This is a genomic window from Bradyrhizobium sp. MI1.10 (genome assembly GCF_055811035.1).
Genome location: NZ_JBVVPN010000019.1, coordinates 20,550 through 34,045, shown reverse-complemented (window position 1 = coordinate 34,045; position 13,496 = coordinate 20,550). Strand labels below are relative to the sequence as shown.

The 13,496-nt window shown below is 59.8% G+C and carries 8 protein-coding genes and 3 pseudogenes; 9 read left to right on the top strand and 2 right to left on the bottom strand.

Annotation, left to right across the window (positions count from 1 at the left end; all coding sequences use genetic code 11):
* Positions 1-19 precede the first annotated feature (19 nt).
* The 3 genes and pseudogenes from AC0L3K_RS20630 to AC0L3K_RS20620 all read left to right on the top strand — a co-directional run bounded on the left by AC0L3K_RS20630 (position 20) and on the right by AC0L3K_RS20620 (position 3,247).
* Positions 20-709, top strand: a complete 690-nt coding sequence (locus AC0L3K_RS20630) for an IclR family transcriptional regulator (protein WP_456766250.1) — start codon at positions 20-22, stop codon at positions 707-709.
* A 428-nt stretch (positions 710-1,137) separates the two neighbouring features.
* Positions 1,138-2,001 carry a site-specific integrase gene (locus AC0L3K_RS20625; RefSeq protein WP_473366789.1) on the top strand — a complete coding sequence of 288 codons (864 nt, stop codon included), beginning with the start codon at positions 1,138-1,140 and terminating at the stop codon, positions 1,999-2,001.
* A gap of 56 nt (positions 2,002-2,057) precedes the next feature.
* Positions 2,058-3,247 (top strand): annotated as a pseudogene (locus tag AC0L3K_RS20620) (IS91 family transposase).
* 613 nt (positions 3,248-3,860) lie between these two features.
* On the opposite strand, the gene AC0L3K_RS20615 reads toward AC0L3K_RS20620, so the two are convergent.
* Entirely contained in the window at positions 3,861-4,166 is a 306-nt protein-coding gene (locus AC0L3K_RS20615) for a hypothetical protein (RefSeq protein ID WP_473366788.1), read from the bottom strand.
* A gap of 414 nt (positions 4,167-4,580) precedes the next feature.
* On the opposite strand from AC0L3K_RS20615, the gene AC0L3K_RS20610 reads away from it, so the two are divergent.
* The 5 genes and pseudogenes from AC0L3K_RS20610 (at position 4,581) to AC0L3K_RS20590 (ending at position 11,995) form a co-directional block, all read left to right on the top strand.
* On the top strand, positions 4,581-4,787 hold the full coding sequence (locus AC0L3K_RS20610) for a cold-shock protein (RefSeq protein WP_219682983.1): 207 nt from the start codon (positions 4,581-4,583) through the stop codon (positions 4,785-4,787).
* Between the two features lie 1,200 nt (positions 4,788-5,987).
* Positions 5,988-6,297 (top strand): annotated as a pseudogene (locus tag AC0L3K_RS20605) (transposase); the annotation flags it as partial.
* An 879-nt stretch (positions 6,298-7,176) separates the two neighbouring features.
* Positions 7,177-8,382: an MFS transporter gene (locus AC0L3K_RS20600; protein ID WP_259217615.1), complete on the top strand. Its 1,206-nt coding sequence runs from the start codon at positions 7,177-7,179 to the stop codon at positions 8,380-8,382.
* Positions 8,383-9,439: 1,057 nt separating this feature from the next.
* Positions 9,440-10,495: a LysR family transcriptional regulator gene (locus AC0L3K_RS20595; RefSeq protein WP_473366787.1), complete on the top strand. Its 1,056-nt coding sequence runs from the start codon at positions 9,440-9,442 to the stop codon at positions 10,493-10,495.
* A gap of 99 nt (positions 10,496-10,594) precedes the next feature.
* Complete coding sequence (locus AC0L3K_RS20590; protein ID WP_473366786.1) at positions 10,595-11,995, top strand: aspartate ammonia-lyase; 1,401 nt, start codon at positions 10,595-10,597, stop codon at positions 11,993-11,995.
* 840 nt (positions 11,996-12,835) lie between these two features.
* On the opposite strand, the gene AC0L3K_RS20585 is transcribed toward AC0L3K_RS20590, so the two are convergent.
* Positions 12,836-13,105 (bottom strand): hypothetical protein, encoded by a 270-nt coding sequence (locus tag AC0L3K_RS20585; protein ID WP_157233980.1) that lies wholly within the window; start codon positions 13,103-13,105, stop codon positions 12,836-12,838.
* Here AC0L3K_RS20585 and AC0L3K_RS20580 point away from each other — a divergent pair.
* A pseudogene (locus AC0L3K_RS20580) lies at positions 13,070-13,473 on the top strand (transposase); the annotation flags it as partial. The gene AC0L3K_RS20585 and the pseudogene AC0L3K_RS20580 sit on opposite strands and share 36 nt — an antisense overlap.
* Positions 13,474-13,496 lie beyond the last annotated feature (23 nt).

Genomic DNA, 13,496 nt, shown 5'->3' with positions numbered 1-13,496 from the left:
GAACACGAGGAATGTATCAATGGCAAAGACAGGGGTTGATGCGGTCGGGCGCGCCCTGGCGATCCTCAAGGCCTTCGGCGCTGAGCGCGCAGCCATGACGCTGACCGAGATTGCCGAGGCGACCGACTTCTACAAGAGCACGGTCCTTCGCCTTGCCGCATCCCTGGAAGCGGACGGATTCCTGGTGCGGGGGACCGACCGGCTATTTCGACCCGGACCGGAGCTATGGCGCCTTGGGGCGCTCTATCAGCGTGGGCTGGACCTCGGTGACCTGATCAGACCCTCGCTCCATCGTCTGGTCGAAGCAACCGGAGAGACCGCATCCTTCTACATCGCGGAGGGCGACGAGCGCATTTGCCTTTATCGCGTTAATTCTCCGCGTTCCGTCCGGCATCACCTCGAAGAAGGACAACGATTGCCGATTGATCGCGGCGCTGCGGGCCGCGTTCTTACCGCTTACCGCGATTTTGCATTAGCTGGTGGAAAGAAGATCAGAGATCGTGGCTTCTACGTCTCGATCGGCGAGCGTGATCCTGAGGTTGCGGCCGCAGCGGTGCCCGTAATCGATGTCTATGGCAAATTGCGGGGCGCGCTCTCAGTCTCCGCCATTCGCACTCGCTTTGATGCAGATGCTCGGAAATCTGCCGTTGAAGTGCTGAAGTCCGAGGCTAAAGCGCTGATTGGTTTGCTGCCTGCAACTGAGCGCTGAGCTACAATGGCAGCGTTCTGTTTATAACGCACAGCTCAGCGGGTGCCGCAATGGCCTCTCCTGAGCGTAGCGCGCATTTCTCGCATTGTTGAGGCCTGCAGATCATCCTCGATCTCGACGCCACCCATCCCTACACGGACATCAGGAGGGAGGCTTCTTCAAGGCTATTACGCTGCTCGTGTGATGTGTGCTGGTGCGCGTGTTCTGGAGCCGTCATGGCCTGACGGCCAAGCTGCGGCGCGCCGACATCGATGCAAGCGCGGTTAGGACGTTTCGCGGATTGTGCGGCCTAAAGCCGGATGGGGTTAGACCGAATCGATTTGGGATTGAACGAAGCCGCTGTCGCAGCGTGCGTGGCGAGGTGGCGTAGATCGCCTCCTGGCGGAGAGGATGTGGGTGTTGGAGCCCCCCTCAGACAGGGTATTGAGATGGCCGATTTGAGCCCTCTTCGCCGCCGCATGATCGAGGATATGACAGTCCGCAATCTGTCGCCGGCGACGCAGCGATCCTACATCAGCGCGGTTTCGAAGTTCAGCCGCTATTTCGGCCGATCGCCTGAGCGGTTGGAGCTGGAAGACGTCCGGGCCTTCCAGGTGCATCTGGTCTCGACCGACATCTCATGGCCGGCGCTGAACCAGATCATCGTCTGTGCGCTACGGTTTTTCTACGGCGTCACGCTCGGCGAGGCGCTCATCCCGGAGCGCATTCCCTATGCGCGAGAGCCCCGCAAGCTGCCGGTCGTTCTCAGCGCCGACGAAGTGGTGCAGTTCCTCGAGGCGGTGTCGAGCCTGAAGAGCCGCGCCGCGCTCACCACCGCCTATGCGGCCGGCCCCAGGGCCTCCGAGGTCGGGGGACTGCGGATCGAAGACATCGACAGCACCCGCGGTGTCATCCAGGTGCGCCACGGCAAAGGCGCGAAGGATCGCAACGTGATGCTGTCGTCCCAACTGCTCGGCATCCTGCGCACCTACTGGCGGCTCGCCCGGCCGCGGCTTTATCTGTTCCCTGGGCGTGACGAAGGTCACCCGATTGATCCGACCGTGTTGCATGCCGCCTGCCGCTCGGCGGTCAAGGCTGCGGGCCTGACCAAGCGCGTCACGCTGCACACGCTGCGCCACAGCTTCGCGACACATCTTCTGGAGAACGGAATCGACATCCGGATCATCCAGGTTCTGCTCGGGCAAAATAATCCGTCGTCGACGGCGCGCTACACGCAGGTCGCCACCCATACGATCCGGGCGCCCCAGAGCCCGCTCGACCGCCTGTCGCTGGAGGTGACGCCACCGGCATGACAACGGCTCCGGGATCCGGCTTATGACCCCCCGACGTCCGCCCGCACCGACCCGCCATCGACATTGCCGATATCTTGCGCCGGCATGGCGACGCCTATCGTCGTGACCATGCCGGTCATCACGGTCGCGTCGAGCGGCGGGTGGTGAGCGCCATTGTTGGGTGCCGAACCGAGGCGCTCGGCGGCCACGTCGAGGCCCGCAATGACTGCGGCATGACGCGGATCGCCTATAATTCCTGCCGGAATCGGCATTGTCCGAAGTGTCAGGGGCCAGCCCGAGCCGCGTGCCGTGCCGCGCGAGAAGCCGACCTGCTGCCGGTTCCCTACTTCCACGTCGTCTTTACGCTTCCTGCACCGATCGCCGCGATTGCTTTCCAAAACAAGGCGGTCGTCTATGCCATCCTGTTTAAGGCCGCCGCCGAGGCGATGACCGACGCTTGCTGCCAATCCGCGCCGGCTCGGCGCGGAGATCGGCGGCGTCGCGGTCCTGCACACCTGTGGACAAGCGCTAACGCATCATCCCCACATTCACTGTGTCGTGCCGGGCGGCGGCCCGTCACCTGATGGAACACCCTGGATCGCCAGCCGACCGAACTTCTTCCTGGCCGTCAAACCGCTGTCCCGGCTCTTTCGCTGGCTTTTTCTCAAACGCCTGATCGGGGTCTTCAACGCCGGCGCCTTGCGCTTCTTCGGCGATCTTGCTTCTCTTGCCGAACTCGACGCTTTCGCTGGTCGCATCAAAGCCATGCAGCGCGTCAACTGGGTCGCTTGCGCCAAGCGGCCCTTCGGCGGACCCGCACAGGTGCTGGCCTATCTCGGCCGCTATACCCATCGCGTCGCGATCGCCAACAGCCGGCTCGTCGCACCCGACAACGATCATGTTGCCTTCACATGGAAGGATTACCGCCAGGACGGCGCGACAACGATCATGAAGCTCAAGCCCGACGAGTTCATTCGCCGCTTCCTGCTTCATACGCTGCCCGACGGTTTCCATCGCATCCGCCACTTCGGCTTCATGGCCCAACCGCCATCGCGCTGCCAAGCTCGCCTTTTGCCGCGAACTTCTCGATCATGAGACAGCCCCAAACGACAGCGAGCCGCCGCCTGTGGATTTGGAAGCTCAAACCTGGGCCGAAGTTCCTGCCTGGCCCGATTGTGGTGGCGTCATGCGCATCATTGAGCGCTTTCGACACAGCTTCAGATGCTCCAGCCCTCGAACATCACCGTTCCGATGCGACACATCGTGAGCCAAGTCATGCCGTGCACGACGATCATCATTCGTCATTTCGCTCCCAGCGTCTCGATCATCGCGGACGATGTCGACTCCGTGCTTTCACACTCCGCGACAACAACGGTCCGATGCAGCAAAATGCCTATCGCGATCTCCAGTGAAGCGCGTCTGATCTCAACTCTTCCCCGACGCGCACATCTCGTGTCTCTGCCTCACGCGCCGAGCCAGCAGATCGGGCCTTCCGATCTCGAACGTGCTGCATGCTCTGGTCCTCGTCTTCGGCCAGAACGAACGTCAAACGGATTAAGCCCGAGGGGTAGGGTCAACACCCACGCCTTCCTCGGCGGTGCAAAATCCATGCGCCAGATTCGTGTGGGCGTCGGCGGCGCCACTACAACGATCGCGTGGTTGCCCCCAGCGCATCCAGTACGAAAGCAACCTATGGCGTGAGGACACGACGCGGCAATCCTCAGCGCGCGGCAATCCTCAGATGGGCTGTGACGGGCGTCTTTTGGAGACTCGTACGACTCTCACGGCTACTCGCCGTTCCCAGCCGGTGGTCGGCCGCAGTCGACTCTTCTGGCGCGATTTGGCGGATTGTTAGCAAAGTTGCGCGACTGTCCGACCGCCTACATCTGTTCGTCGGAGCCGTGGCCTCTCGCGAGATCTCGTGTCCGTTGCATCGTGCGGGAAAAATATTCGTCGCGCTCGCGGCGCACGCGCTCTTGATGCGCTCTGAAATTCGCAACTCGTTTGCTGATGTGCTCTCGCTCGGAGGTGTCCCAGCTCAGCCGCCGGGGAGAATCGGGCGGGGAAGCTTTTGCGATTGGCGCGATGGGTGCTACCAGCTTTGGAATAGGCGCTACGCTCCGTGCGCGCTCTACGAGTGCCGCGGATTCTTGAACCAGGGCCTCCAGTTCCTTCTTCCAGTTCATCTTCCATGTTCTCCGAACAGCCATGGGAGCATGCTAATTTGGTGCGGTACGCTCGTCCAGCTACCCCTTTTGGTAGTTGCGAGGCCGCTGCTTGTCCGCAAAATAGTGGCCGATGAGCCATCTGGGCCGATGAAATTCGCGGCTTCCCTGCTAGGAGAACCCACCAACGTAACCTTCGTCACCCAAGTGACGCAACAGGATGGAAGATCAGAACGATGCGACCTGGGTCAAACCCGTCGGCTGTGCCTGGTCTCTGGCATGAAAGCATGATCGCCCAGGCTCGCCATGCTCGAACTCCTCAAGCGACTACGCTGACGCCGAAGCAGCGGAGATTGTGCGTCAATGGGCGAATCGGCGCCGCCCGAATGGTCCGACCAGAACTACTCTACAGTATTGCTCAAATGGGAGATGGGAGTGGCGAGGGGTGTTGTGAAATGGTTTAACGCGACGAAGGGTTTCGGCTTCATTCAGCCGGATGGGGGCGGCCAAGATGTTTTTGTACACATAAGCGCCCTGGAGCGCGCTGGCCTCTCTGACCTGCGGGAAGGGCAGGCAGTCTCTTACGAGCTTAAAGTCGACCCGAGGCGCGGTAAAAGCAGTGCGGAAAATCTGCGTGTCTGATTTCATGTCGTAGGCGTCTGGCCTCAGCCCCCCGCCCAAGTCTGGCGCTTACCTCGGAACGACCCCAGCCTCTTTAAGCACTGGGGTCGTTTCATTTCTCGCCAATTTTCGACGTTTCGCGGGTCCGAATACAAAAGAACGTAGCTAGCGATGCTCGCTAGCGCATCGCCTCTTTGTCCCGTTTGGTAGACGGGTAACAGTCAGTCCGCCCGCTCGTCATAGCGCGATTTGAAGGCGCTCGCGAGCGGCTTATTGGTCGGAAGGTCATCCTCGCCGATCATCCTGGACCGGAGGTGGTGGCGCCGGTGCTGATCAAACCCGATACCGTGCTGCGGCGCGAGTTCAACAGTGTGGACCAACGAAGGGATGGGAAACCTAAGCAAGGACTCTCGCGCGTTCGAGAGGGCTACGATATCAGGCTATTGCTGCGCGAGCTCCCTTCGCCGGACGTTGGATCCGGTCAAGGTCGCCAGCCTCGAGGGCTCACAAGCAGGCAATTCGTAGATTGTGGGCAGGCTCCTCAACGCCCTCCATCAGGAGCCTTCGGGGATCTCGGGGAGCACGACGCCGCACCTGCGGCCGCGGTTGTGCATGCGGTCGCCGCGTTCTTTGCTCAGCCACACGCCTGGCTCGTACGCTGAAGCTGCAACCGCGTAGTCGCCCTTCAAGTGCTGGATGATCTCGCCGAGAAATGATACGCAGCGGCGATGATCGTTTACCTTCACATCAATAAGTGTCGGGGCAGGGCTGGATTGAATTTACCTTAATTGGGCGGGGCCATCTTTGGTTGAGTGCTCGTCCAGTCGCCACGCCATTATGGGATCGCTCTCCGCCCTAGAGCCTCTCGTCGTGGAGGTTGGCAATCCTCTTGGCGCAGCGAACCGGCTAGAACTGAAAATCGAATTTTGAGATGCACGAAGGCAATGCCGAACTCACCTATCGGAATTCCAAGGGGATTTTGCTGAGCCGGGACATTTCGGGCGTCCACCACCGATCCGCGCCCCTCGTAGTCTAATTTATGTAACCGCGGAACGCTTCCGTCCATCATTAGGGCTTCGCACGGACCAACATACGGCCCGTTGGCATCGCGCGTTGAAGCCCACTTGAGGATTCAAAGCCGGAGCGGCTGCTAGCATCAATGCTAAAGCTCGATCCGTCCTCCTAATGAACCAGCGCATGCGACGGCACCTTGAAACATCGCGCTTCCGATCGGCATCAAGCGTCGGCGCCTATCTGGGTCTTACGCCTCGACGCAACCACTCTGGCGAAACTGGGCAAGATATCACGATGGGGCGACCGTCTTCTCCCAACCTACCTGTACGAGGCGGCGATCGTCCTGCTTCATCGAACGAAGAAATGGTCCTCTCTTAGGGCTTGGGGCATGAAGCTCGCTAAGCGGATTGGCATGCGAAAGGCAAAGGTCGCCATCGCGCGCAAACTCGCCATCCTTCTTCACTGTATCTGGGTCTACGGCACATCGTTCGACTGGGGCCAGAGGAAGGAAGCCTGATCCGATCTTGTAGAGTTCCTGGTCCGGTCTGCCGGACTGGCGATGTCTCGCTGGGACGGTGTTGTGGCGGCCTCGGTCAATCAGGCGGTGGCGGCTCGTCCGCACTCCGCTGCAAACGTTGAGGCGCCCGACCCCGACATCATCATGAGGCGCTGCGCGACTTGGAAAGGACCATGATCCAGCGAAGACCTCAACCAGCCCCGGCGATCTAATGCACGTATCAGCCGGCCCGCGCCGTCTCCGCAATCCGGACCAGCTCCGACGGCGCGAGCACTACCACCGTGCCGTGGGCGAGTTCAGAAATGTAAGTTTTGACAACAAACCGCAATTAAAGGGCCGATTGACACCCAGCGCGCGCGTACGCAGGCGAGGCAATCGCGGCTCCCCGGAGATCATGATCCGCGAGCGCCCTGCTAAAGCTGCCGAAGCCGTGCCGGGACATCGTGAGTGAGACCTCCTCCTCGGTGTTGGCAGCTCGGCAATCTGCAGGCCGTCCGAACGCACGAAAGGCATCACGATGCTATTGCACCGTTCGTTTGGCGGGGTTGGCGAAGCGCAGCGCCTGGTGGCGAGCGACGCAGCTCTTCGAGTAAGGTCAGGCCCTCTTTCACGACGCCGGCCGGAACGACAGTCCCACTCAGGACGCCAGTCGAGGACACCGAGTGCCGTTTGTCGTGTGTCAACTATCAACTCTCGCAGTTGATGGAGAGAACGACCCATGCAACCGTAACGATCGGATACCACCGATGCAGGTCGATTAACATCCGGAGAGACGCCCGTGCCATGCGGCGCCACGTCCATGGATGAAAAATGCGTACAAGCAGCGGCTGATCATCGACAAATCAAACGGGCGGATCCTTCGTACAGTGATGTTTAATAATGACGAGTGACGGCACAGAATCTTCGCTCCGCATCTGGCTCGCCGTCATCGTGCTAGGCATCGCCTCGTTTCACATCGTCTTGGCAGAGATAGCACCTATCGGGCTGTTGTCTCAGATTGCTCGCGACCTCGGACGAGATCAGGCAGCGGTCGGGCTCACGGTGGCCCTCTATGCCTGGATCGGTGCTGCCAGCGGTCTGTTGTCACCCGTTCTGCTTCAGAAGTTTCCTCGCAAGCCGCTACTCATCGCCTTGACTCTTATCCTTTCCGCAACAACGTTTGCGGCGACGATGTCTCACACTTTCGAAGGGTTGTTGCTGGCACGCACGGTGGGCGCTGTCGTTCACGGTTTCTATTGGGCCATGGCGGCTGCGGTTGCGTCTAAGATTGCGCCGTCCCGCAGTATGGGTGTTGCGATGGCAATCGTATTCGGCGGGATCTCGATGGCGACCGTTGTTGGCGTGCCGCTCGCGAACTTCGTCGGTCAGGTGAGCGGATGGCGTGCAGCGTTCAGATTAATTGGCGCCATCGGACTGATCACCTCAGCCCTGATGGTGGCAGTTCTTCCGAAAATGCAGGCCGGGACGCCAGCGGGATGGAGAGAGCTTGGATCAGTCTGCCGCAGGCATGACCTGTTGGGGATCTATGCCGTAACGACATTCATGGCGGCGGCGCATTTCGGGGCGTACACATTTATAGAACCATTCCTCAGCGAGATTCCAAACGTTGCCCAAGTCATGATCGGCGCGCTGTTGTTCGGCTTTGGCGGAGCAGGATTCCTGGGGAACATCCTGGCGGGCGTCCTCATCGACCGCTTCATGAAGCCCATCATCACTGCGGGGCTGCTTGCTCTGTGTCTGGCGCTCGTTGGCCTTGGATGGTTTGGTCCCCACTTGGGGACAGGCCGGGTCCTTGTCTTGCTGGTCATCTGGGGCGCTGCCGTCGCGGCGCTGTTCGCGGGACTCCAGACCTGGATCCTGCGCGCCGCCGGTTCGACAGTGATGACTGCTGCCGCGATGCACTCGGCGGTCATCAATTCGGCCATCGGCTTCGGAGCCGTCCTTGGCGCCCAGATGTTGACTGTAGCCGGCCCATCAGGAGTGATGCTGGCAGCTGGTATGGTCGTCATCATCCCTCTGCTGATAGTTCTCCCGCAAGCAGCCCCAGAGGGTGATCTAAAAAAGGGGGCGTTGCTTGATGGATAACGCCGCAGCCGTGCGCACCGCGCGGATCGCCGCGTGCCCTACCACGAATGTCGCACGAAACCTTCCGCTGGTACGCGAGCGTTGGACCAAAATGTTCGTGCAGCCAAGCGGACCGGTCGAAGGGGGTGAAACACCACGCCAGGCCTTGCCCGAGAACTCGTTGAGGAACTCGGCATCGAGGTTTCTGGCGATGTACGCGAACATTTCGGGCGATTGCGCCGTTGCGGCATTGCGAGGAGCATTCAGTCGAGCGGTCTACCGCACTGCGGAACACTTTTGCATTCTTTCCACACAACAATGTCTCTGTCCTGAGATTACCCGGCATTCTAGCATCATAATTGGCGCTACCCGACAGACGGGCAAGCTCGCCTTCTTCATCCCGTGAGCGTCCTCACGCTGGCGTGTGACGCGCTTCTCGATGATCGGTCCTATCGCGCTCAACCGAAGGCGCTCTTTGCTGGCTCTTCTGAGGCGCTGCCGAGCAGCTGAGCCATCATCGCCTTCCTGCGCGAAATGAGCAAGCTGATGACCTATTTGCGTGCCTTCCTGATTGAGCGCTCACCAGCATCACAATGGCATTCCAAGCAGCGACTTTGATCAATTGCGTCCTTAGACCCACTGGGATCTCAAAGCCATGGTCTAGAACTGGGCTTACTGTCAATGAACGCGCATGATGGTGCCTTAAGACGAGACGCAAGATCGGCGCGGCCTCTAGATCAAGTTTACGCGCTAGACACGTCCGACCAACGGCCGATGATCCAATGCGACGGCCATCCCGAAACGAGTGAAGCGACCTGCCACAATGCGCTCGGAATGTTGTCATCTGGCGCGGACTCTCCAGACACACCGGATCGAACTCTGCGCCGAAATTGGAGCGGTTGGAAATGTGGGTAAATGAAGTCTCATCGAACAGTTCCACCGCTGCGGCTTTGGAGCGGCTGTTTCCGCGGTCAGCGTGAGTTTCCGGTGCGCCAACCTGTTGAGCAGATTGACTCGCCGCAACTGCAAAATCGGACTAGTGGCACACCCGATAAAAATCCATTAGCGTAAGCTTCCTATGTTTAGCTTGCCTGATTTGCGTGTACTGGAAGTCGCGGCTGTCGTCATCGAAGAGGGCAGCATGAGCGCGGCCGGCCTCAGACTTGGCATCACTCAATCGGCCGTTTCACAAGCGATGAAGCGCGCGGAGGCGCATATTGGCGCGTCCCTCGTCCGTCGCGATCGTCGTCCTCTTGGGCCCACGGAGGCGGGGCAAGCTCTGCTCACCCACATGCGCGAGATAACCCTGCGCGTCGGACGAGCTGTCGAGGAAATGCGGGCCGCCGCAGCGCGTCCCGAACGCGAGGACCTTCGGCTCGGGATGATCGACACGTTCGCGTCCACAGTTGGACCACTGTTGGTCCGCAGCCTCATGGCGGGTTCAATCGCGCTTCGCGTGAGCGTGTATTCGGGGCTGGTACCCGCGCACGCCGAGGCATTGATGCGCAACGAGATCGATGCAGCTGTCACATCGGATCCAATGGAGGGCGTTGACGAAGTTACCCCATTACCCCTATTGCGCGAGCCATTCCTCCTGGTAGCACCGATTGCCTGGGCGGATACTCTTCGCGATCGTCCACTGGACGACCTACTCCTCGAGCACCGACTTATCCGCTACACTGCGCGTTCGCACATGGGAACGCAAATTGAACGTCATCTCCGGCGTCTAAGGATAGAGCATCCGCAGACGATGTCGTTCGACACGTCGGACTCGCTGCTCTCGATGGTCGCCAATGGCATGGGCGTGGCGATTACAACACCCCTGTGCATATTGCAGGCTGCCGTCCATCGACCGGCGCTCGAAGTCATGCCATTGCCGGCGACCGGCCTCTCGCGCACGATCGCGTTGGTGACTAAGCAAGGCGGATTAGACACGTTGGCTGCGCGAATAGCGGATGATATTCGTGTGCTCCTGCGGAACTGGACCTTGCCCCAGATCGCTGCTCAAATTCCCTGGATGGCTCGTTCCGTCGGCAGCATCGTGTTGGATCCGCTCGCTCACGAGGACGCCGCCTGCCGGTGCGTTGCGGGCGGCTCCACCCGGACGCTCGACGAACAGTATATCCCTAATTAATCATACTTATTAGCCTCCATAACATCTCCGATCTCAGCTTTAACTCTCGCCCGTCTTCGGAGAGAGTTGTTTGCGTAGCGTCCGAACCCGGGATCAGAGATGTCAGCGACTCGCACCGAAATAGACAGTCTAGGAACGCGCGAGCTGCCGCTGCGCGCCCTGTACGGCTTGGCCTCCCTGCGTGGGAGCGAGAATTTCGACATCTCACTCCAGAAGCTCGGTGATCAGCCGGCACTTCTTCGGGCACTAGCGCGCATCAAGCGCGCTGCCGCGGCGGCGAACCGTGAGCTCGGAGCCCTCGACGCCAAAGTAGCAGGAGCACTAATCGCGGCTGCGGACGAGGTCATTGCTGGTAAACACGATCGGCAGTTTATCATCGATTTGCTCGAAGGCTCCGGCGGCACATCGATCAACATGAACATGAATGAGGTTCTGGCGAACCGGGCCCTGCAAATTGTCGGTGAAAAGCCCGGCCGGTACGACGTGATCCACCCAAATGATCACGTGAACCTTTGCCAGTCGACGAACGATGTGCTGCCCTCGGCGCTCAAGTTGGCGGCGCACGAAAAGTCCGGCGATCTGGTGGGTGCGCTGGAAAAGGTGGCGGCCGCTCTTTCGGAGCGGGCCATTGTATTCGCTGACGTATTGCGCGTCGGCCGCACATGCATGCAGGCCGCCCAGCCGATGACGCTCGGTCAGGCGTTCGGCGGTTACGCATCAGCGATCAAGCGGCTCTCCTTGAAGCTGTCCGTGGCGCGCCAGGAATTGATGGTGCTTCCCCTCGGAGGCACTGCGATTGGCACCGGGCTCGGAGCAGTGCCGGGCTATCGCCGTGCCGTCTATGGACATCTTGCGGCGATCTTGGGCGCCGCGGTACGCCCAGGCGACGACATGTTCGATGCCATGCAGAACGCCGACGCCTTCGCACGCGTGTCGTCGGAAATCCGCATCGCAGCAGAGGTATTGGCGAAAATTGCCTCTGACCTGATCATCCTTTCCTCTGGGCCAAATACGGGGCTTGGCGAGTTGCGGTTGCCCGCTCTCCAGCCCGGTTCTTCGATCATGCCAGGTAAACTCAATCCAGTTCTGCCGATGATGATCCAGCAAGTTGCGTTCGCTATCGTCGGCAACGACGCCGCAGTATCTCTCTCTGCGTTGAGCGGCCAACTCGAAATCAATCACTTCGAGCCAGTCATCGCCTCGCGCCTGTTCGATTCGATCGAGCTTTTGACGCGATCGGCCAGAATATTTGCCGACCACTGCATCTCGGGGATCCGGGCAAATCGGGAACGGTCGCTCAGCAACTTGATGCAATCTTCGGCTCTTGCGACCGTGTTCGTACCGCGCCTGGGTTATGAACAGGTATCGACACTTGTCCTTGCAGCCGCTGAGCAAATGCGGCCCTTCGTCGAAATCGCGATCGACCGCGGACTTCTGAACCGTAGCGCGGTTTTGCAGATGCTGCACGAGAGCACCCGTTATCGCGAGAATGGCGCATGAGCCGCGATTCTGCACCTGCCCTTGTACGGGAAGGGCTCACGAGCATGCCGCGAGTCGATGCACAACACCGGAGGATCAACCTACGAAGGTCATACCACAGCCAACTCGCCATCGCCCTGTCTCAACCCGATGCGGCGGATGAGACGATGCGCCGCGATCGAGAGGCCGCTTGTTCATGGGTCAGTGCTCCGGCCTCTCTTCAAGTCGTGCTTATACGGACGCGCCTGGCCGAAGTGCCAGGGGCAGTGATCGGCAAAATCAGCAAACACGTAAGAAATTGTCGATAACGTATTCTAACCATTCGCGTGGGACCGTCCTGGCCTCCGCCAATCTTCACATCCTGTTCGGCCGGTAGCCCGATCAAGATGTGCAAGTTCTCCGATAGCTGGTTACGGCCTGATTCACCTGATGATACATTCACGAGGCGTGATCGAGTCCCGCAGGTTCGAACACGGGCCCAACATTTTTTCGTTCGTTCGCTGCCGTATTCAAGACGGCACTGAGGCACGCGAAATCCATCCGATGCCGAGAGGCAGCTGCGCGCGTCAGAATCTCATCCGTCGTCTCGACTGGGGCCCAGCTGAAGTTTCCCCACTCCCAGCCGTTGTTTATGTCGTATGCGACATTCGGTTTGAGTATAAGGTAAGGTCAATCAAGATGCTCTGGCTATAGGCCTTGTCGATGACCGTGCCAGTGTTTACCTGGTTTGTAGCAAAAGTTAGCATCACCTTTTGTATTGGCGTCATTGCATTTAGCTGCTTGCCATAGAGTGGCAAAGCGCAAAGGGGTTCGCATTTCCATTCACCAATTCGGAAACGCCGCATGTTACTGGTGTGACAGTCAGTTCTCGATTGAGATCACCCCCGCTTCACGGCCGACCACATTGCCGCTGCCTTGGGCCGTTTCGACTTCCAGCCTTTGGCCGATATCAATGCCGTAAGAGCTGACGCCCTTAATTTGGCCGGTAGGGCGCGCAATCGGGCCGCCAAGCAGTTTGGAGTGGCGATCAGCACGGCGATCGGCTGGATGAAGCGGGTCGATGAGACCGGCAGCGTTGCTCGGGGCCAGATGGGTTGGAAAACCATTACCTTTCTGGCGGCCCTGCGCCATGACCGGATCGATGCGCCATGGTTCATCGAGGGACCAATCATGGCGTGAGCTTCCGGATCTATGTGGAGAAGGTTCTCCTGCCGACCCTTCGGCCCGGCGACATCGTCGTCCCGGACAATCTCGGCAGCCACGAAAGCAAAGCCGTACGCCAGCTCATCCGCTTCGCCGGAGCAAAGCTCTTCTTCCTGCCAAAATACTCACCCGACCTGAACCCCATCGAACAAGTCTTTGCCAAACTCAAGCATCTGCTCCGCAAGGCAGCCGCACGAACCGTCGATGCGGTCTGCGCCGCCATCAGCGAACTCCTTTATGCATTTACACCCGAAGAATGCGCCAACTACCTCAAAAACTCAGGCTATCGAAGCTAGTCCCATCACGCTTTAAGGGCGAG

Bases quoted from the DNA above. Each gene is read 5' to 3' on its own strand.
- AC0L3K_RS20630 (WP_456766250.1), top strand. From the start codon at position 20: ATGGCAAAGACAGGGGTTGATGCGGTCGGGCGCGCCCTGGCGATCCTC.
- AC0L3K_RS20625 (WP_473366789.1), top strand. From the start codon at position 1,138: ATGGCCGATTTGAGCCCTCTTCGCCGCCGCATGATCGAGGATATGACA.
- AC0L3K_RS20615 (WP_473366788.1), bottom strand. From the start codon at position 4,166: ATGAACTGGAAGAAGGAACTGGAGGCCCTGGTTCAAGAATCCGCGGCA.
- AC0L3K_RS20600 (WP_259217615.1), top strand. From the start codon at position 7,177: ATGACGAGTGACGGCACAGAATCTTCGCTCCGCATCTGGCTCGCCGTC.
- AC0L3K_RS20595 (WP_473366787.1), top strand. From the start codon at position 9,440: ATGTTTAGCTTGCCTGATTTGCGTGTACTGGAAGTCGCGGCTGTCGTC.
- AC0L3K_RS20590 (WP_473366786.1), top strand. From the start codon at position 10,595: ATGTCAGCGACTCGCACCGAAATAGACAGTCTAGGAACGCGCGAGCTG.
- AC0L3K_RS20585 (WP_157233980.1), bottom strand. From the start codon at position 13,105: ATGGCGCAGGGCCGCCAGAAAGGTAATGGTTTTCCAACCCATCTGGCC.